Annotated in this window: 16 protein-coding genes; 7 read left to right on the top strand and 9 right to left on the bottom strand. The window is 65.4% G+C overall.

Annotated elements, in window-relative coordinates:
• Positions 1 to 151 precede the first annotated feature (151 nt).
• Genes RAD16_RS36555 through RAD16_RS36530 form a run of 6 tightly spaced genes read right to left on the bottom strand, consistent with a single transcriptional unit; the run spans position 152 to position 7875 of the window.
• Positions 152 to 2020, bottom strand: coding sequence for an ABC transporter ATP-binding protein (locus tag RAD16_RS36555; RefSeq protein WP_458162725.1), 1869 nt, complete (start codon positions 2018 to 2020; stop codon positions 152 to 154).
• A 9-nt stretch (positions 2021 to 2029) separates the two neighbouring features.
• Positions 2030 to 2956 (bottom strand): 2-hydroxyacid dehydrogenase, encoded by a 927-nt coding sequence (locus RAD16_RS36550; RefSeq protein WP_458162723.1) that lies wholly within the window; start codon positions 2954 to 2956, stop codon positions 2030 to 2032.
• A 7-nt stretch (positions 2957 to 2963) separates the two neighbouring features.
• Entirely contained in the window at positions 2964 to 4292 is a 1329-nt protein-coding gene (locus RAD16_RS36545) for an NAD(P)/FAD-dependent oxidoreductase (RefSeq protein WP_458162722.1), read from the bottom strand.
• Between the two features lie 36 nt (positions 4293 to 4328).
• Positions 4329 to 5204, bottom strand: coding sequence for an ABC transporter permease (locus RAD16_RS36540; protein ID WP_458162721.1), 876 nt, complete (start codon positions 5202 to 5204; stop codon positions 4329 to 4331).
• Position 5205: 1 nt separating this feature from the next.
• Positions 5206 to 6156, bottom strand: a complete 951-nt coding sequence (locus RAD16_RS36535) for an ABC transporter permease (protein WP_458162720.1) — start codon at positions 6154 to 6156, stop codon at positions 5206 to 5208.
• A 27-nt stretch (positions 6157 to 6183) separates the two neighbouring features.
• Entirely contained in the window at positions 6184 to 7875 is a 1692-nt protein-coding gene (locus tag RAD16_RS36530) for a peptide ABC transporter substrate-binding protein (protein WP_458162718.1), read from the bottom strand.
• Positions 7876 to 8080: 205 nt separating this feature from the next.
• Between RAD16_RS36530 and RAD16_RS36525 the strand changes: the two genes are divergently transcribed.
• Both RAD16_RS36525 and RAD16_RS36520 read left to right on the top strand, forming a co-directional pair.
• Complete coding sequence (locus tag RAD16_RS36525) at positions 8081 to 8713, top strand: cupin domain-containing protein (RefSeq protein ID WP_458162716.1); 633 nt, start codon at positions 8081 to 8083, stop codon at positions 8711 to 8713.
• Positions 8714 to 8824: 111 nt separating this feature from the next.
• Positions 8825 to 10684 carry an ATP-binding protein gene (locus RAD16_RS36520; protein ID WP_458162715.1) on the top strand — a complete coding sequence of 620 codons (1860 nt, stop codon included), beginning with the start codon at positions 8825 to 8827 and terminating at the stop codon, positions 10682 to 10684.
• An 18-nt stretch (positions 10685 to 10702) separates the two neighbouring features.
• Here the strand turns inward: RAD16_RS36520 and RAD16_RS36515 are convergent, their stop codons facing one another.
• Positions 10703 to 11728, bottom strand: coding sequence for an AraC family transcriptional regulator (locus RAD16_RS36515; protein WP_458162714.1), 1026 nt, complete (start codon positions 11726 to 11728; stop codon positions 10703 to 10705).
• A 185-nt stretch (positions 11729 to 11913) separates the two neighbouring features.
• Between RAD16_RS36515 and RAD16_RS36510 the strand changes: the two genes are divergently transcribed.
• From RAD16_RS36510 to RAD16_RS36490, 5 genes are all read left to right on the top strand, one after another.
• The gene (locus tag RAD16_RS36510) at positions 11914 to 12363 is read left to right on the top strand and encodes a cupin domain-containing protein (RefSeq protein WP_458162713.1); all 450 of its coding nucleotides are present in this window, start codon (positions 11914 to 11916) and stop codon (positions 12361 to 12363) included.
• Positions 12364 to 12467: 104 nt separating this feature from the next.
• Positions 12468 to 13961: a flavin-containing monooxygenase gene (locus RAD16_RS36505; protein WP_458162712.1), complete on the top strand. Its 1494-nt coding sequence runs from the start codon at positions 12468 to 12470 to the stop codon at positions 13959 to 13961.
• Between the two features lie 97 nt (positions 13962 to 14058).
• Complete coding sequence (locus RAD16_RS36500) at positions 14059 to 15132, top strand: hypothetical protein (protein WP_458162711.1); 1074 nt, start codon at positions 14059 to 14061, stop codon at positions 15130 to 15132.
• Positions 15133 to 15218: 86 nt separating this feature from the next.
• Positions 15219 to 16220, top strand: coding sequence for an NAD-dependent epimerase/dehydratase family protein (locus RAD16_RS36495; protein ID WP_458162710.1), 1002 nt, complete (start codon positions 15219 to 15221; stop codon positions 16218 to 16220).
• A gap of 360 nt (positions 16221 to 16580) precedes the next feature.
• Positions 16581 to 17363 (top strand): hypothetical protein, encoded by a 783-nt coding sequence (locus RAD16_RS36490; RefSeq protein WP_458162709.1) that lies wholly within the window; start codon positions 16581 to 16583, stop codon positions 17361 to 17363.
• Positions 17364 to 17404: 41 nt separating this feature from the next.
• On the opposite strand, the gene RAD16_RS36485 is transcribed toward RAD16_RS36490, so the two are convergent.
• Both RAD16_RS36485 and RAD16_RS36480 read right to left on the bottom strand, forming a co-directional pair.
• Entirely contained in the window at positions 17405 to 18724 is a 1320-nt protein-coding gene (locus RAD16_RS36485) for a cytochrome-c peroxidase (protein WP_458162708.1), read from the bottom strand.
• Between the two features lie 13 nt (positions 18725 to 18737).
• The gene (locus tag RAD16_RS36480) at positions 18738 to 20453 is read right to left on the bottom strand and encodes an alkaline phosphatase family protein (RefSeq protein WP_458162707.1); all 1716 of its coding nucleotides are present in this window, start codon (positions 20451 to 20453) and stop codon (positions 18738 to 18740) included.
• Positions 20454 to 20611: the final 158 nt, after the last annotated feature.

Below are 20611 nucleotides of genomic sequence, written 5' to 3'. Positions count from 1 at the left end.
TGCAACTCACCCGTGTCTGTCAGCTAGCGCCGGGTGCGGCAATTTCTTGCGGGAGTGATAGTTCAAAACGTGAGGGATGGACTATGAAGCGGTTCACAGATCGCTGTTCTCTGTCGCTCCATCCGGTCACAAGGACGTGTGAAGCTCGCAGTCAGACCGACCACTCCTCGCCCCAGACCTGCACGACGTGACCGGGCGAGACTTCGCGGTATTGCCGCACAGGCGGCTGATAGTCCGGCGCGCGCACCGGGCTTCTGATCTCGTCGTTGGCAACCCCACGCTTGGTGCCGCGGCGCGACGGATCGGGCACCGGCACGGCGGCCATCAGCTTCTTGGTATAGGGATGCTGCGGATTGCCGAAGACGGCCGCGCGCGGGCCGATCTCGACGATCTCGCCGAGATACATCACCGCAACGCGATGGCTCATCCGCTCGACCACCGCGATGTCGTGCGAGATGAAGAGATAGGCGAGACCCATGCTGGCCTGCAGGTCGAGCATCAGGTTCACGACCTGAGCCTTGACCGAGACATCGAGCGCGGAGACCGCTTCGTCCGCGACGATCAGCTTGGGCCCGAGCGCGAGCGCGCGCGCGATACAGATGCGCTGACGCTGGCCGCCGGAGAATTCATGCGGGAAGCGCGCGGCCATGTCGGCGGTGAGGCCGACGCGCACGAGCAGATCGGCGACCTTGTCGCGCGCCTGCGACGCCGTGGCGAGCCCGTTGGCGAGCAAGGGCGCGGCGATCGCCGTGCCCACCGACATACGCGGATTGAGGCTCGCGAACGGATCCTGAAACACGATCTGCATGTGCTTGCGGAAGTCGCGCAAGGTGCGGGCGTTCATGGCCAGCACGTCCTGGCCGTCGATCAGGACCGTGCCGGCGTCGGGCTCCGTCAGCTTGAGGATCGAGCGGCCCGTCGTCGACTTGCCGCAGCCGGACTCGCCGACCAGCGCCAGCGTTTCGCCGGCACGCAAGGTGAAGGAAATGTTCTCGACCGCATGGACGCGGCCCGAGACCTTTCCGAACAGGCCCGAGCGGATCGGAAAGCGTGTGGTGAGGCCCGCGACCTCGAGCAGCGGACGCTCCGCAGTCGAGACCGTATCAGGTGTTTCTACCGGCTCGTCCGAAGTGCCCGTCACCTTGTCGACGATCGGAAACCGCATCGGCCGCGTGCGTCCGTCCATCGAGCCGAGGCGCGGCACGGCGGCGAGCAGCGCGCGCGTGTAATTGTGCGAGGGCGCGGCGAAGATGCGCGCGGTCGCATCGCTTTCCACCGCCTGGCCGCCATACATCACCACCGTGCGGTCCGCGATCTCGGCGACCACGCCCATGTCGTGGGTGATGAAGAGGATCGACATCCCCTCCTCCTGCTGAAGCTCCTTCAAGAGCTCCAGGATCTGGGCCTGGATGGTGACGTCGAGCGCGGTGGTCGGCTCGTCCGCGATCAGCAGCTTCGGCTTGCAGGCCAGCGCCATCGCGATCATCACGCGCTGGCGCATGCCGCCGGAGAAGCGATGCGGATGCTCGTGGAAACGCGATTTCGCCGCGGGGATGCGGACGCGGTCGAGCAGGCGGATCGTCTCGGCCTCCGCCGCCGCACGCGACAGGCCGCGATGCTGGACCAGCGCCTCCGCGATCTGGAAGCCGATGGTGAGCACCGGATTGAGGCTCGTCATCGGCTCCTGGAAGATCATGGCGACGTCGTTGCCGCGGATGTCCTTCATGCTCGCCTCGGGCAGCGTCAACAGATCGCGCCCGGCCAGCGTGATGCGGCCCTCGCTGCGGCCGTTCTCCTTCGGAACGAGCCGCATGATGGAGAGCGCGGTGACGCTCTTGCCTGAGCCGGACTCGCCAACGATCGCCACGGTTTCGCGCGGCGCGATGTCGAACGAGACGTTACGGACAACAGGGATCCATTGCCGCTCGCGCAGGAACGACGTCGTTAGGCCCGCGACCGACAGAACCGGTGCCTGCGCTTCGGCCGCGATTTGATCAGGTCTGGTTGCGCCGATGCTCATGCGATGATCCTAATAGCCCCGCGTGCGATCGACACGCCCCGGCAGCTCTTCGCCGCGGCGGTGGCGCGCGATGACGTCGAGCACGAAATCGACGGCCGTATCCGGCGTGGTCATGCTGGCATTGTGCGGCGTCAGCAGGATGCGCGGGTGGCTCCAGAACGGATGTCCCGCCGGCAGCGGCTCGGGATCGGCGACGTCGAGCACAGCGCCGGACAACGCGCCGCTGTCGAGCGCGGCGAGAAAGTCGGCTTCAACGAGATGCGGGCCACGGCCGACATTCACGAGCCCCGCACCACGCGGCAGGCGCGCGAACAGATCGGCGTTGAGGATGCCGCGCGTCTCGTCGGTCAGCGGCAACAGGCAGACGAGGATGTCGGCCTGCTCGAGAAATTTTGGCAAGGTGTCCGCACCGGCGTAGCAGGTCACGCCTTCGATCTCGCGCGGCGAACGATTCCAGCCGAACAGCGGGAAGCCGAACGCCTTGAGACGTTCGAGCACGGCTTGGCCGAGCTGGCCGAGCCCCATCACGCCGACGCGCCGGCGCCTGGCCGGCGTGATCCGGATCTCGCGCCAGACCTGCTCCTTCTGCTGGTTGATGAAGTGCAGGAGATCGCGATGCAGGCCGAGCACGGCCATGGTGACGTATTCCACCATGGTTTCGGCGATCCCTGGCTCCAGCATGCGGACCAGCGGAATGTGCGCCGGAACTTTGGTGGTATCGAATTGATCGACGCCGGCGCCGACCGAGAAGACCAGCTCCAGATTGGGGAAGGTCGTCGCGATATCGTCCGGCGGCACCCAGGCCACGAGATAGCGCACGTCCGCGGGGTTACCGATGTCGGGCCAGAGCCGGAACGGCACATCAGGCGCGCGCTCGGCGAAGAAGGTCGCCCATTCCGCGCCCCGTACCATGTTGGCCTTGTAGAGAACGCTCATGCCGCCCTCAGAACGGGCTGACCGGCGCAAGCCGACGGCCGTCGATCATGCGCTTGTGGCTGTAGGGCTCGGGATCGACCAGCGGCGTCGCGCCGGTGACGATGTCGGCGGCGAGCTTGCCGGCCGCGGGTCCGATGCCGAAACCATGACCGGAGAAGCCGGTGGCGAGGAAGAAGCCGGGCAGCGCATCCACCGGCGAGATCACGGGGATCGTGTCGGGCGTACAGTCGATGGTGCCGCCCCAGGCTTCCGCGATCTCGATGTCCTTCAGCTCAGGGTTCGCCTTGATCAGCGAGGCCAGCGCCGCGTTGACCAGCGACATGTCGGGCGCGGGATCGCGCACGCGTTCGGTCTCGAACGGCGACGGCTTGTCAAAGCTCCAGCTGGTGCCGCGCATGATCTGGTCGAAGAACGACCTGCCGAACGAGAGCTTCAACCCGTTCTTGCGATGCAGATAGGTCGGCCAGAAGGTGCGCGCATAGCGAAACAGGTCGGGCGACAGCTCGACCGTACCGCGGTTGCGCAGCGCTAGGGTAAAGCCGCCGTCGAGACGGCGGCGAATGCAGTAGAGATCGGTGCCGAGCGCGCCGGAGGTGATCTCCGGCGCCGGCGTGGTCCGGCATGCGGTGGCGTTGACAAGACCGATCGGCAGCTCGATGCCGTGGCGGCGGCAGAACAGCGACGACCACGCACCGCCAGAGAGCAGCACTGCCTGCGTGCGAATGGTGCCCTTCTCGGTGACGACGGCGCTGACCTTGCCGCCGGTCGTCTCCAGCCCGCGCGCGGCGCAGCCCTGATGGATGGTGACGCCATGCTTTCGCGCGGCGGTGGCGAGCGCAGGCACCGCCATCGACGGCTCGGCGCGGCCGTCGCTCGGCGTGTGCAGGCCGCCGACCCATTTGTCGGTATTGCCGGGCATGCGCTCGGCGACCTCGGCCGGCGTCAGCACGGTCGAATGCACCTGCATCTCGCGCGCGACCGCGGCCCAGCGCTCCCAGCTCGCAAGCTCGTCCTTGCTCTTGGTCAGGAACAGCACGCCGGTGCGGCGGAAGCCGGCATCGACGCCGGCGTCGTTCTGCATGTCCTCCCACAGCCGCAGCGCCTCACGCGCCAGCGGGATCTCCTCACGCGCACGCCCTTGCTGGCGGCACCAGCCCCAATTGCGGCTCGACTGCTCGCCGCCGACATGGCCCTTCTCGACGAGGGCAACCGAGAGGCCCTTCTTGGCGAGATGATACGCCGCGGAGACGCCGATCACGCCGCCGCCGATGACGACGACATCCGCCTGCGCCGGCAGGCGTTCGTCGCTGTTGATACGGGTGAGCGGCGGGGACATGGTGCACTCCTGGAGGTCAGTTCGATCGAGATCTTGTCATGGGATGTTCAGGCGCGGGTCGAGCGCGTCGCGCAGGCCGTCGCCGAGAAAGTTGAAGCTCGTCACCGCCAGCGTGATGGCGACGCCCGGCGCGATCGCAAGCCACGGCGCACTGGTCAGGTAAATCTGCGCGTTGTTGAGCATGTTGCCCCAGCTCGCGGCCGGCGGCTGGATGCCGTAGCCGAGATAGCTGACATAGGATTCGAGCAGGATCGCTTTCGCGACGTTCAGCGTCGCCGCCACCACGATCGGCGCGATCGCGTTGGGCACGAGCTCGCGGAACATGATGCGCAGGTTCGACGAGCCGAAGGCGAGCGCGGCGACGGCAAACTCCCGCTCCCGCAGCGATCGCACCTGGGCCTCGACGACGCGGGCCACCGCCATCCAGGCGGTGGCCGCGATCAGGATGGTGGTGGTGACGAGACCGGGCTCGGTGAGCGCGGCGAGCGCCAGCAGCAGGAAGATGGTCGGAAAGCACAGCACGGCATCGACGAGCCGCATCAGCACCGCGCCGACCACGCCACCATAAAAGCCGGCGAAGGCCCCGACGGCGATGCCGGCCGCCATCGCGATCACCATGGCGACGATGCCGATCGACAGCGAGACCCGCCCGCCCATCATCAGCCGCGCCAGCACGTCGCGGCCGAGCTCGTCGGTGCCGAGAATGTGCGCGCCCGACAGCGGCGGCGCGAACCGCTTCATGATGTCGATATAGGTGTCGTCGAACGGCAGCAGATAAGGCCCGAATGCCGAGCCGAGCACGAGCACCAGGATGATCACGGCACCCGCGAGCGCGAGCCGGTGCCGGCAGAAGCGCCGCCATGCGGCCTGGCCTGGCGCGACCTGAACGGTGGAGAGTGTCGCAGCCGTCATGCTAGCCCACCCGGATGCGCGGATCGACGACGGCGTAGAGGATGTCGGCAATCAGCGAGCCGATCAGCACCATGGTCGCGGAGAACATCAGGATGCCCATCACCACGGGATAGTCGCGATAACCGATGGAATCCAGGAACAGCCGGCCCATGCCGGGCCAGGTGAACACGGTCTCGGCGACCAGCGCGCCGCCGAGCAGCGTCGGAAACTGCAGGCCAGCGACCGTGATCATCGGCAGCAGCGCGTTGCGGAGCGCGTGCACGGTGAGAATGCGCCATTCCGGCATGCCCTTGGCGCGCGCAGTGCGGATGTAATCCTGGCTGATCACCTCGAGCATGGAGGAACGCATGAAGCGGCCCCACATCGCGGTCTCGACCAGCGCCAGCACCATGGCCGGCGCAATGAGATGATGCAGCAGGTCGAGGAACGAGCCGTCGCCGATGGTCTGGCGGTTACCGGCCGGCAGCCAGCCGAGCTTGACGGAGAACACGTAGATGGTGACGAGGCCGAACCAGAAGGTCGGGATCGACAGCGCGATCATCGCGCCGACGGTGGCAAGCGAGTCGAACAGCGAATATCGCCGGAGCGCACCAAGTATGCCGATCCAGCAGCCGAGCAGCACCGCGATGATGGTCGCGGTCGTCATCAGCTCCAGCGTCGCGCCGAGATGCGAGGAGATCACCGACAGCACCGCCTCACCATCGCGATACGACTTGCCCCAGTCGCCCTTCAGCATGCGGCCGAACCAGTCGAGATACTGGATCGGCAGCGGACGATCGAGGCCGAGCTGCTTGGTGACGCGGTCGAGATCCTCCTGCGTCATCTGCGCGGAGGCCGCGAATTGCGACAGCGGACCGCCGGGCGCCAGATGCAGCAGGGCAAAGCCGATCGCGGAGACGATCACCAACAGCATGACCGCCTGCGCTAGACGGTTGACGACGTAACGGGCCATCTCAGGCGATCCAGCCAACCTGAGGCATCAGGCCCAGTACCATTCGCGGATGTTCCAGCAGTTGATCGAGGTGTTGATGTTGGGACGGAAGCCCTGCAGCCCCTCCTTCACGCCCTCGGCGATGAAGCCCTGGAACAGCGGCAGGATCGCGAGGTCGTTGCGGATCAACTTCTGCAGATCGCCATAGGTCGTCTTGCGCTGGACGAGATCGAACTGCCTGGCGCCTTCGGCAAGAAGACGATCGGCCTCCGCGCTCTTGTACTGATAGGTGTTGTAGCCGCGGCCGCCCTTGGCGGGAATCGCGCCGGAGCCGAACCGCGGCGTCACGTCGGGATCGCTGCCGAGCATGAAGTTCACGTTCACGAGCACCGAGTTGAACTTGGACTGCTGCCAGAAATCGCCCCAGATCACGGCGGCCGGCATGTTGTTCACGCGCATCGCAGCACCGATCGCGCGCCAGTCCTGGATCAGGAGCTGCTGGGTCTGCTCGCGCACCGCATTGCCCGACGTGGTCGAGTTGGTGAATTCGAGCTTCACGCCGCCCTTCTCGCGGACGCCGCCGGAGCCGCGAACCCAGCCGGCCGCATCGAGCAGCGCGTTGGCCTTGGCGGGATCGTATTTGTGCTGCGGCAATCCCTGCTGGAAGGACCAGGCCTGCTGCGGCACGAAACTCTCGGTCTGCGTCGGCAGGCCGTAGTTCAGCGCATCGATGATCGCCTGCTTGTTGATGGCGAGATACAGCGCCTCGCGCACCGTGCGATCGGCGAAGGGGCCGAATTCGAGATTGGGCGCGACATGCTCCACAGAAGAAGTCGCCGAGACGAAGATCTTGCGGCCCTTGAGCGTCTTCGCCTCCTGCACGAAATTCGGCAGGATGCCTTGCAGGCCGGTGTAGTCGACCTGCCCCGTGCGGAACTGGGTGTAGAGGACGGTGAGGTCGGGGATGTACTTGAAGACCACGCGTTCGACGTAAGGTCCCTTGCCGTGATAGCCGGTGTGCGCGTTCAGCTGGATGTGGTCGCCGGGCACGCGCTCGGCCCAGCGGAACGGGCCGGTGCCGACAGGCGCGTTGTGGAACGGCGAAGAGTTCGGATCCGTCAGCTTCTCCAGGATGTGCTTGGGCACGATGAAGGTGAGCGACAGGATCGACATGTAGGGTGAATAGGGCGATTCCATCCGCCAGTGGATCTCGTCGGGCGCGACGACCTTGATGTCCTTGACGAGGTTGTGGCCGACGCGGTTACGGACGCGGAAGTCGGGATTGTTGATCAGCTCGAGCGAGAACTTGACGTCCTCGGCTGTGAACGGCGTGCCGTCATGCCATTTCACGTCACTGCGCAGCTTGATCTTCCAGGTCAGACCGTCGGCCGACAGGCCGCCGTTCTCGACCGTCGGAACCTCGCGCGCCAGATCAGGGACGAACTTGCCGTCGGGCTCGATGAACCAGAGCGGCGAAAACACCTGCCACCAGATGCCCTGGTCGACCTCGATGCCGGGCATCAAGGGATGAAAGACGGTCGGCTCCTGCGACAGCGCCGCGATCACCTGCCCGCGCGGCTTGTCCGGCGGACTGGTGGGACGTTCGGTCTGCGCGAACGCGCTGCCTGAAAGCGTCCATCCCGCCGCGGCGCCTGCGCCAAGCTGGAAGAATTGTCGGCGATTCGGAATGCCGAGATGATGCAGTCCCCCAACGCCGAACTTGCCGGTGCTGTCTGCCATAATCAGTCTCCGTTCCCGCACGCGGCACCGTCTCCCGCGCCCCGAGACCCCGGCAAAGGGACAGGAGTGGGCTTTAGTGCTTCTAAATTTTTCAGCCAAAATTTCATCATGACTAAATACAGCTGTCAATCACATTGCTAGTATGCGCGACCTTTTCACACCCCGCCGGCTATTCCGGCGGCGAGGGAATGCATGGGAGAGCGACATGGACGGTCGCGGCGATACCAACGGTCCGAAGGGGGCCCCGTCGATCGAGGCCGACGATGCGGTCGACCAGCGCCTCGGCGAAACCGTGCGGCTGCTACGCCAGCGCGCCGGCCTGTCGATCCAGGACGTCGCCAACAAGACCGGCCTGTCCAACGGCATGATCAGCCAGCTCGAACGCGCGCGCGCGATGCCGTCGATCCGCACCCTGCGCCTGCTCAGCATCGCGCTCGAGGTTCCCATCTCCTATTTCTTCGAGACCAGCGATCCCGCCGACGTGCAGCGCTACATCGTGCGCAAGAACAACCGGCGCCTGCTGCGGCTCACCGCCAGCGGCGTCGTCAAGGAAGCGCTCACGCCGGAGGGCAAGGGGCAGATGGAGCTCTACGAGCTCACGCTCAATCCCGGCGCCTCCTCCGGCACCGACTTTCTGCAGCACACCGGCGAGAAGGCCGGCTACATCCTGTCCGGCAGCCTGCGGCTGTGGCTCGACAACCAGGCGCATCTGCTGGAAGCCGGCGACAGTTTCCGCTTTCCCAGCATCGTGCCGCACATGTTCGACAACCCGACCCAGCAGGCGGCCCGTGTGATCTGGGTCACGACGCTGCGGCAGACCGATTCGCCGCCAGGTTGAGGCGGAGATTGACCCTCGACGCAGCCGCGTGGAGACTGTAGCTCACGAGAGGCCGGAACCATCTCCAGGGCGGACGCGGGGGTCCGTGACTGACGCCGTTGGTGTGAGACCATGAAACTCAGGGGGCTTCTGACATTCGCGATGGCCGCGCAGGTCGTCGTGACCGCGGCGGCCCTCCTCGCCTCCTATGCCGTGAGCGGTCCCGGATTCGGCTTTGCCCAGGTCGTTGCCCTCATCGCCAGCACCGCCGTCGCGGTGCTCCTCGCGCGGCGTTGCACGCGCACGATCGAGGCGTCGCAGGACAAACGTACCGCCGCGCGGCTCGCTGTACAGGCGCAGGCCAGCGCGCAAGTCACGCAAGCCGTCATCAAGACCGCGCTCGATGCCTTCGTTCAAACCGACGAACGGGGCATCGTCCTGGAGTGGAGCTTTCAGGCCGAGGCCCTGACCGGATGGACGCGCGAGGAGGCGCTTGGCACCGACGTCGTCAACCTCCTCATTGCCGAGCCACTCCGCGACGGTTTTCGCCAACGCATGATGCGGCTGTTGCCGGAACTGTCGAACACGCCGATCGGCATCCGGTTCGAAGCGACCTTGCTGCACCGGGAAGGCGACGAGATCCTGATCGAGGCGTCGAGCACGGCGCTTCAGATCGGCGGGCGCACCATCATCAACAATTTCGTCAAGGACGTGACTCAGAAGCGCGCCGCCGAGGAGCAGTTGATCCAGGCGCAGAAGATGGAGGCGGTCGGCCAGCTCACCGGCGGCATCGCGCACGAATTCAACAATATGCTGACGGTGATCACCGGCACGATCGAGATCCTCGCCGACGCCGTGAAGGACAATCCGCCGCTCGCAACCATCACCAAGCTGATCAGCGAAGCCGCCGACCGCGGTGCGGCACTGACGTCGAGCCTGTTGTCCTTTGCGCGCAAGCAGGCGCTGCAGCCGGCCGAGATCGACGTCAACGAGCTGCTGGAAGAGCTGGCAAAGCTGCTGCTGGCGACCTTCGACAAGAAGATCGAGATCGTGACCAAGCTCGACCGCAATATCTGGCTCGCCTTCGCCGACCGCGGCCAGTTGAGCTCGGCGCTGCTCAACCTCGCGATCAACGCCCGCGACGCGATGCTCGATGGCGGCAGGCTGACGTTGACGACACGCAACGTCGTGTTCGGCGTGCGCGAGGCCGTGGCGGTCGGCGCGGGCTATGCCGGCCACTATGTCGAGATCGAGATCGCCGATAACGGCACCGGCATTCCGCAGGCCATCCTCGAACGCATCTTCGATCCGTTCTTCTCGACCAAGGATGTCGGCAAGGGCACCGGGCTCGGGCTGAGCATGGTGTTCGGCTTCGTCAAGCAATCCGGCGGCGGCATCAAGGTCAACTCCGCCGAAGGACGCGGCACAACCTTCACCATCTATCTGCCCAAGGCCGAGACCAGCACGCTCCGCCCGGCCGGCTATGACGAGCGCAAGATCGTGGGCGGGACGGAAACCATCCTCTGCGTCGAGGATGACCGCGACGTCCGCCAGTTCGTCACGGTCCAACTCGAAAGCCTCGGCTACAAGGTGATCCCCGCCATCAATGCAGCCGACGCGCTCGCCATCGCGGCCAAGGGCACGCCGTTCGATCTGCTGTTCACCGACATCGTGATGGCCGGCGCCTTGAACGGACGGGAGCTCGCCGACGAGATGGTGGCCGCACGGCCCTCGCTGCGGGTGCTGTTCACGTCGGGCTATGCCCACGACGCGCCGCATGGGCCGGGCTACGCCACCATGGGCGCGCCGCTCCTGACCAAGCCCTACCGCAAGGCCGAGCTCGCGCGCATGCTGCGCCGCTCGCTCGACACCGCGGTCGATGCCGCGGGCGATCCGATCCCGACGCCCTATTCGGTGCAGGCGGAGATGGAGGGCTTCCTGCGCAGGCAGGCCTCCGAGGACGACGGCGCAACGCGGCGATCGCGGAAGTAGGCTTTCCGGCGCCGCCCGCTAGCTCATCCGCCGCCGCAATGTCGCCGACGGCGTCTCGCCGAATTTTTCGCGGTAGGCGCCGGCCATGCGGCCAAGATGGGTGAAGCCGAGGTCGAACGCGATGTCGGTGATGGAGGCATCGGGCGCAGCCTGCGCGAGCCGCGCGTGCAGACCGGCAAGGCGCATGTCGAGCAGCATCTGCGAGATCGACACGCCGAAATGGCGGCGGAAGCCGAGCTGCAGCGCCCGGATGCCGATGCCGGCGGCGCAGGCGAGCTGCGCAAGGTCGAGCGGCTCGCCGGCATTGTCGGCAAGATGGTCCCGCGCGGCGCGGAGCGCGCGCGGCAGACGTTCGGCTTGCCCCGAAAAGGTTCTGATTGCATCCGACAGGTCATGCCGCTGGCCATTGAGGAGATGATCGAGCAGCACCTCGCGCCAGTCAGCCACCGCAACCGGTGACAGCCTGCCGGACGGGCCGAGACGTTCGGCGAGCCGCATCAGCTCGGCAAGGCTGGTCCGCAGGGCCTGCCCCGACGGCGTGTCGAGATCGATCACCGGATCGAACTCGACCGCGCCGGCCGCCCTGCCCGACAGCGCCGCGGCGCGCTGCTCGACCATGCGGCGGTCGAGCAGCAGGATCGCCTGTGCGCAGTCGCACCACATCATCCGGGTCGGGATGGTCGGCGACAGCAGCGAGGCCGTCCGGTCCGGCGTGGCATCGAATTCGCCGGCGCCGGCGCGAATGTTCGCGGTGCCCGAGAGCGGGATCTGCACCAGGAAGAAGCGCTCGAGGCAGCCGGGATCGATGCTGACCGATCCGCCATAGGCGACGTGGTTGATGGAGAAACCGTCGAACGCCGCGCAATTGTGCCGGGCCGAGAAGCCGGCCGTGCGCGCCTGCGCCGGCTTGAGATCGTGCGGACAGAAGATGCGCCCGATCTGCTCGGCCGCCTCGTCGACGTCATCCGTGGTGACGCGGGCAAAGTCCGCAAGCCGTTCGGCCTGGGACGCCTTTGCGTACATTTCCAGCACGGCTGCGGACATCGTCGACCACGCTTCGCGTCACGGAATTGCTTTAAGCCTATAATAGTTCCCCCGAGGCGAAAAGGGCCGCGCCGGCAAAATCGTCGTGCTGCAGGGCAACAGCGAGGTCCGGATTCGTTTAGCGGATAGACAGGCGGCCGGTCGCTGGCGGAAGCTCCCTCGCCGGATTCATGAGGAGGCGAGCCATGACTGCACTCGAAAAGGGCATTACCGCAAACGGCACGGGCTATGGCGGCAAGACCTGGAACATCCTGGGTCAGGTCTATTTCCCCAAGGCCGTCACCGACTCCACCTTCGCGTTCGAGACCAACAGCGATCCCGGCCAGTTCGTGCCGGTGCACATCCATCCGACCCAGGACGAGTTCATCCTGGTGCAGGAGGGCACGCTCGACCTCAAGCTCGACGGCAAATGGGTCAAGGCCCATGCCGGCGATCTCGTGCGCATGCCGCGCGGCATTCCGCACGGCTATTTCAACAAGTCCGACAAGCCGTGCCGCGCGCTGTTCTGGGTCTCGCCGATGCAGAAGCTGGAGGCGCTGTTCGACCAGCTCCACAATCTGACCGACCCGGCCGAGGTCGTGCGCATCTCGGCGCTGCACGAGGTCGACTTTCTGCCGCCCGAGGCCAACGAGTAGGCCACCGCCTCCTCGTCTCCTCCCACCTGCTTGCAGCCCGCCGGCCGCGCCTTGCTGCCGAACGAGGCCGCTTGCGCGCGAAACACATTGATTGCGAGCAACCCATGGTCAGCCCCAAGCATGTCTGCGTGATCGGCGCCGGCGTCTCCGGCCTTGCCACCGCAAAGGCGTTCTCCACCCGCGGTCACCGCGTCACCATCGTCGAGCGCAGCGGCGATATCGGCGGCGTCTGGGAGCCGGCGCGCTCCTATCCCGAGGTGCAGACGCAGAGCCCGAAGGATCTCTACCGCTACACCGACCGTGCCATGCCGGACGCCTATCCGGAATGGCCGACCGGGCCGCAGGTCCACGCTTATCTTGCCGACTACGCGAAGAGCTTTGGTCTCGACCGCATGCTGCGCCTCAACACGGCGGTCGCGGGCATGGCGCGGCGCGCCGACGGCAAGCCCGGCTGGACGCTCGCGCTGACGAACAAGGACAGCGCGACCACGAACGAGGATTTCGATTTCGTCGCGGTCTGCACCGGGCAGTTCAACGAGCCACGCGAGTTGCACTGCCGCGGCGAAGGCAGCTTCCTGGACCAGGGCGGGCAGATCCTGCATTCGTCGAAATACGGCGATCCGGCGCTGGCGAAAGGACGCCGAATCGTCGTGCTCGGCGGCTCCAAGTCGGCAACCGATATCGCCGTGAACGCGGTGAAATCGGGCGCGCGCGAGGTCACCATCGTGATGCGCGAGCCGGTGTGGCGCATTCCCTATTTCGTCGGCGGCCTCGTCAACTTCAAGCGCATCCTCTACATCCGCGCGCAGGAGGAGATGTTTCCGGGCTGGGGCATCAGCGCGATGTCGCGACTGGCGTATCGCATGGCCGCACCTTTGATCTGGGCCAACTGGCGCGGGCTCGAGAGCCTGCTGAAGGCGCAGCTCAAGCTCGACAAATGCAAGATGGTGCCGAAGGAGCGGATCGAGGACGGCGTCAACTGCTCGGTGCCGATCGCAACGCCCGGTTTCTATCCGATGGTCGTCGACGGCCGCATCAAGGCGGTGTTCGGCAGCTTCGATCACTACGAAGGCGACACCATCGTGATGAGCGGCGGCGAGCGCGTCGGTGCCGACGTCGCCGTGCTGGCGATCGGCTACAAGCTCGGTGTGCCCTTCCTGCCGGAAGACTATCAGTCAAAACTGGTCGATGCGGACGGGCAATACCGGCTCTACCGCCTGATCGCCAATCCTGATTTGCCCGACCTCGGCTTCGTCGGCTTCAACTCGTCGTTCTGCACCGTGCTCTGCGCCGACCTCGCCGCCAACTGGCTGGTGCGCTATGCCGACGGGCAACTCGCAAACCAGCCGACGGCGCAGGCGATGCACGACAACATCGAGATGATGCTGCACTTCAAGCGTGTCGAGCGGCCGGCCGCCGGCGTCTATGGCGGCCTGTGCGTCGCGCCCTATCACTACCGCCATTTCGACGAGCTGATGGCCGATATCGGCGCGAAGACCCAGAAGCGCGGCGGGCTTGCCGGACATTTCCAGCCGCCGAATGCGGACGACTACGCAAAATTCCTGACGTCGGCGCCGGAGTACCGGGCCACGGCGTGAGACCAACGAGCCTGCGCGGGAATTGCAACTCGCCAGGCTGCGCATTTGATGGTTACGATCCCATGATCGACGAATCTCCGGGACATGGGAACCCGTCATGGGACCACGACGTCACGCCGCCGCAGCCATCGCGGCGCTTGGGTTGATCCTCGCGACGTTCGGCGTGAGCGCGGCGCAGACGCTCACGGCGAAGCAGTCGGAGGCGGCTGCGACCTATGAACGCGCGCTCGGCGATTTCAAGTCCGTCCTCGCCGAGCGGCGCAGGCAGATCGACGCCAAGCAGCCGCTGCCGAATCTGCCAGGCCAGGCGCTGTATCTCGCGCGTGTCGCCGTGATCAGCACTTACAAGGATCTCACCGACGCGATGCCCTCGCGCATCGGCAAGCCCAACAAGTTCGAGATCCCGCCGGCCTATTTCGACGCCGATATCGAGCCGCTGATCGACGAATACGGAAAGCTGTTCGACGTCATGGAGGCACCGCCGGCGGACGCGCAGAACTCGCCGACGCCGTTCAGGGACGTCGTCGATCTCGCCGTCGCGATCGCGCGCGCCAAGGGGCTTGCACCGGTTCACGCCGAAGCTGCGGGCCGCATCAGCCTCGGGCTGTTCTTTGCCGAGACCAACGGCAAGCAGAATGTCCGCAACGGACGTTCGAACACCTATATGGGCAGCTTCCAGACCGGCCCGTCCGAAGACCGCAACGGCCGCCGGAAATGGGAGGCGATCAAGCCCGAAATCGCGGCACTCGATCCCGCGCTGAACGCGCGCGACGACAAGGAAGAGGCGCGCGCCCGCGGCACCGACCATCGCTTCAATCACTGGACCAATGTGCGCGACGGCCTGATGAACGCGCATGCGGACATCTTCCGGGAGATCCCGGCCATTGTGAAGACGCTGCCCGATCCGATCGACCAGATGAAGCTGTTCGAGCTGATCCAGATCGTTCCCACCCCGACGCGGTCGGCGCTTAGATCGGGCGATCTCCTGAACTACCGGGTGTCGAGCCCGACGATCATGAAGCACCTGCGCAACAACAGCATTTTTGCGTTCGGCCAGGCCGACCGTGCCAGAACCTCGGCAAGCTTCCGCGAGATCCTCGGCGCGATGTGGCTGTTCAACCGGAAGTTCGAGCGCGCGATGGCGAAATACGCCGAGCTCAAGGGGCGCTGACGCACAGTTGCAGCCGCCACTGGACGTCGTAGGCTGTCGATCCACACCCTCCGGGAAGGACGCACCACGATGCCATCAGCCATCTCATGCGACTGCTGATCCTCGGCGGCAGCCAGTTTCTCGGGCGCGCGGTCGCCACCCACGCCTGCGCGGCCGGCCACGACGTGACCTGTGCGGCCCGCGGACTCGCGGGTCCGATCGCGGGGCGCGCCCGCTTCGTACGGGTCGACCGCGACAGCGCCGACGGTCTTGCACCGCTCGCGGGCCAGACGTTCGATGCCGTGGTCGATGTCGCGCGCCATCCGGGCCAGGTCCGCCGCGCGGTCGCGGCGCTGAAGCGGCCCGGCGTGCACTGGAGCTTCATCTCGACCGTCAGTGTCTATGCGGACAATCGCACGCCTGGGCAGCGCGCCGACAATGCGCCGCTCCGCGAACCCGTGGCTGAGGATGTCGAGCACAGCACCGATGCCATCTATGGCGCCGCCAAGGTCGCCTGCGAACAGGCGGTCGGCAACAACGCTTTCATCTGCCGGGCCGGCCTCATCGCCGGGCCGGAGGATCCCACCGGACGCTTCGCCTATTGGCCGGCGCGGCTCGTGCGCGGCGGCGAGGTGCTGGCACCGGGATCGCCGGACGATGCCGTCCAGTTCATCGACGTGCGCGACCTCGCGCAATGGATCGTGCATGCGGCGGAGACTGGCCTTACCGGCATCTATGACGGGATCGGACCGATCCGCACGCGCGGCGAATTCCTGGCCGAGTGTGCCGCCGCGCTGAACCCGTCCTGCAAGTTCACCTGGATTGATCGCGCCTTCCTTGAAGCGCACGACGTCAGGCGTTGGGCCGGCCCGCGGTCGCTGCCCATATGGCTGCCCCTGCCCGACTACGCGGGCTTCATGACGCGCGACGCTTCGCCGGCGCGCGAGGCCGGCTTGACCGCGCGGCCGGTGGCGGCCACCGCGCGCGACACGCGCAGCTGGCTCCGCACCAGCAACGGACCCGTCGTCGGACTTACCGAGGACGAGGAGAAGGCCGTGCTCGCTGCGTGGCACGCAGGCAGGACGAGCCAGGGCACATCGACAATGTAATCAGCGGCAGACTTTCGCCGGCTCTTGTGACGACGCCGCTCAGAGGCGGCCACGACCGCCCATGCGCTGCTCCAACACAATTCAAGATCGAATGTGAGCCAGTTCATACCTGCGCCCCAATGCCGGACGTAGCCTCGCAAGAAGGATGTCTCGCTTCCCGTCGCCAAGGCGTTACGGGTCTCCGGACGTCAGGTCGAGCGAGTATCTGTCAATCCACAGGAGGACAGGTCATGAAGTTCGCAGTACTCCTTTTTGCCTTCGCTCTCGCCGCACTGACAACGATGGGGCCCACAGATTCGGCCAACGCGTGTGCGCGCCCCTGTGGAAACTATTGTTGCGGATAATCGGCGGAGAACTCCAATGCGCCCGTTAATCAAGTGGGGGGCATTAGTAACGATCGTGAGCATCGCACCACTGGCATCCGTGGCCGCGATACATCTCCACACCCCCCCGAACAAACTCAATGAAGCCATCACGGCGATCGGCTTCCACCCGATAACGCCGCCGGTGCTCCTGCGCGCTCCCGGCTCGATCTATCATGTCTCTTCGAACGGCCAAGACTACGACATGCTGTGCGAAGTCTCATCGGACCGATTGGTTGGCGTCACGCGTACGTCCGCTTCGGCGACCCAGGTCACGTCCGAATTGCGCAAGACACAATATTCACTCGACTCGAAGGTCGTGCATTCGATTCAGTCCAGCGCCGATGCAAAATTGGCAGAAGCCGTCAAGCTCGAGCTCGACGACGTTCAAGTGCTGGAAGTCTCCCTTGAAGACCTGTCGATCATCGCGGACGAGCTGTTCCATCGCGAATCCTGCGATCGGGCGGTGAGACGGTATCTGGAAAACGGAGAGTACGTTTGCCAGGGACAACGGGTCCTCAAAGCATCGACCAAATACGTCGCAGCTTACGACAACACGGCGACAGGCTCCGTCGAACAAACGACGGACCTGATAAGGAACCATATTGACCCGACCGTGAGCATACAAGGCGGTCAGAGCGTCTCCGGAGCGAACCTCTATTATGGGATGAGGCTGGCACCGCGGTGCCTATCGCTCAGTGACGCCAAAAGGCAGCCACGACCACCGCTTTCGCTCTGGGACAGGTTAGTGAATCATTTTCCTTCGCTCGAGTTCTTTTGAACATGGCCACGCGATCGGTCCATACTTCCACGTCCTAATATTCAGGGCGTGTACCCATCCGTCAGCATCTTCAGGAACGCGATGATGTCAGCCTCGTCCTGTTCGGTCATCGCCGGCTTGTCGCCGGGGTGACGATCGAACGGCGGATCGGTGACGTCGACATTGGCGTGATATTTTTGCGGCAGGTCGTCGTACTTCCGCGTCGTGCCATCGGCGGCGCGCGGAAACACCTTTTCCGGATTGGTGTCGCGGAAATTGTAGAAATCCAGCACCTGCTCCAGGCTGCTGAAGACACCGTTATGGAAGAAGGCGTGGCGCGTTGCCGTGTTGCGCAGCGTCGGCGTCAGGAACATGCCGCAATATTGCGTCTGTTCCGGAATGTCGGTGCGCTGCGGGCCGCAGACGCCGAGATCGAAATGATCGGAATCGCTGTTGCCCGCGAGCGTGGCATTGCGCGGCGCGCCGAGCGCCTCGTACTGGTGATCGGTGAACAGCGGCGGCAGGTTGTCGCGCGTCGGTGCCGACGTGTGGCAGCCCGCACAATTGGCCTTGTCGGGATCGTTGAAGGCCTGCAGGCCGCGCAGCTCGCTCTCGGACAGCCGCGCCTTGCCTTCGAGCCAGTAATCGTACTTGCTGGTGTAGGGATGGAAGCTCGGCTCTTCCACCTGATAGCGGGCGACGGCAAACATCGCCTCCGCAATCAGGAGGCTTTGATTGCTGAGCACGCCGGCACCGAACAGCTCGACGAAACGCTGGACGTAAGGCGCACGGCGCAGCTTGTCCGCGACGATCTCGGCGCTGCCGCCATCCATCTCGTTGGGGTCGAGCAGCGGAAACAGCGCCTGGTCTTGCAGCGTGTCGGCGCGACCATCCCAGAACAGGCCGCCCTGCGGCACGATGTTCGCCGACGCACCGGTGCCGCCCGCGGTCTTGGTCGTGCGCGCGGCCTGCTGGCCGATCGCGGCCATCTGCGCGAGGTCGATGATGTTGTCGTCGTCGCCCTTGTCGGGGCCGATGCTGAAATTGGGGTGACGGTCGAGATAGGTCAGCGACGGCACCGCGCGCGCGCCTTGCCGCGACAGGGTCGCGCCGCCGAACATCACCGGGCCGTCATTGGGCGGACCGTAGGCGTGATCCGGGCTGTGACAGGATGCGCAGGACAGCGCACCTGAAGACGACAGCGAAGCGTCGTAGAAGATCGCCTTGCCGAGTTGCGCCATCGCCGACAATGGCGCGACCGGCGGACGTCTGAGCTGAACCGGGTTCGGGTTCATGCCCGCCGGATTGGTCTCGGCTGCAAAGACGGCGCCGGCCAGGCAAAGCAGGCCGGCGCCGAGAAGCCACATCGTGCGGCTGTTCATGCGAAGGGACGTCCTAGTGGTGATGATGCTCGTCCGGCGGGCTGGTGATCACCGTGCCGGAGGTCGGATCGAGGAACAGCGCATCCGCCCGCAGGTCGTGGCGGTGATCCTGATCGAAATCGAACAGGTCCAAGAGCGATCCGGCGCCGGCGTCGAACGCACCGCCGCCCAGACGCTTGCCGTGCAGCCAGTTGTCCTCGATGAAGCGAACCACCGAAGCCTGCGTGGTGTAAGTGTGGCTGACATAGTTCGTCCTCGCGTAGGGCGAGACCACGATCAGGGGAACACGCGTGCCCGGACCGCAACGGCCGTTCACCGGCTTGCCACCGAGACCGTTCGGCGCTGGCTGCTTGTTGGGACCGAGGCCGCACAGGCCCGGACCGTTGACCTGGTCGGCGGTCGGATCGTACGAGGCATTCTTCGGCGCGACGTACTGGTGGTCGTACCAGCCGTCGGAATCGTCATAGGTGATGATGACGGCGGTCTCGCGCCATTCCGGCTGCTTCTGGAGGAAGTTGATCAGCTCGACATTGCCGGCCTGCTCGTCGAGCGGATCGGAGTTGCCGGCGTGACCGTCCTGGTAGGCCGGCATCTTGATGTAGGACACGGCTGGGAAATTGCCGGCCTTCACCGCGGCGTAGAAGTCTTCGAGATCGTAATTGTGGTTGGCCGGATCGACCTTGCCGTTGAGGTCATGGGTGTGGCCGATCGCGTGGACCGAACTCGGCCGCGCATGGGTCGGGTTGGCCGTGGACGCGTGATACTGGAAGAACGCGTGGTGCGGGATGTAGTCCACGATGGTGCCGTTGACGTTGCTCGAGAACGTGCTGCGGCCGCAACCGGTGGTGCCATTGGCGTTCTTGAGCGTCAGGTCGAAGCCGCCCATGAAGCTGCCCCAGCTGATGTGCTCGTCGGTGAGCAGGTCGCCGATGTTCTTGCCGCCCATCAGCATCGTGCTCGTGGTGCTCGAGCAAGCATCGTTGCCCGGATCAGTGTCGCCGGTCAGCGTCAGGCCGCCCTGGCCGTCGGCGATCGACGCCGTGGTGCCGATGACCGGCTGCACCCCATTGGTCTGGGCGGCGACGACTTCGAGCACGCCGGGCGTGGACGGGCCGAACGTGTCGGTCCAGTTGTTGTCGCTCATGGCGAAGTGCTGGGCATAGTTCCAGAAGGCCGTGACGGTGTTGCCGTCGAAATAGCCCATGACCTGACCGTTGGTGCCGAACGCGCCGGCGCCGCCGGCGGTGCCGCGGCCGGTGAATTTCGGGAACAGGTCTTCCTTGCCGTTGTCCACGGCCTGCTGCTCGGGCGTGTAGGAGTGGTTCTGCGAGCGCGTATTGGCCTGGGTGCGGTCGAGCCGGAACGGGTCGGTCGCGCCGGTGCCATTGGCCTGGTTGGTGTTGGGGTTGTTCACCAGCAGATTGGCGTTGGCGAGGTTGTTGACCTTGGGCGTATGCGGCTTCGGCACGAAGGGAATCGAGCCGGACGGATTGGCCGCGTTCGGATAGGTCGCAAAGTAATGATCGAACGAGCGGTTCTCGTTGAAGATGATCACGAGATGCTTGATCGGCGTCTCGGTGTGGATGTCGTGCGGATGACGATGATGGTCGTCGTGATCGTGGCCGTGATCGCGATCGCGGCCGAAATCGTCCGCGAGGACAGGAAGAGTGCACGCGAGCGCGCTCGCGGCCGCGAAAATCGCAGCCGTCGTCAGTAGTCTCGATTTCATTTTTTTGACGCCCCGGAAATGAGGAGGTTTTACGATCAGAAATATTCTAAACAGCGCGAATGACAGAGCTGTGTCAGTTTGACGCACGAGACACTTTGCGCAGTGGCCGTGACAAGATTTATTGTGCAGGCGCCTGCCTCGCCGCGCCGGGACACCTC

This window comes from Bradyrhizobium sp. 18BD (assembly GCF_054185225.1).
This window is presented reverse-complemented; position numbering and strand designations above follow the sequence as displayed.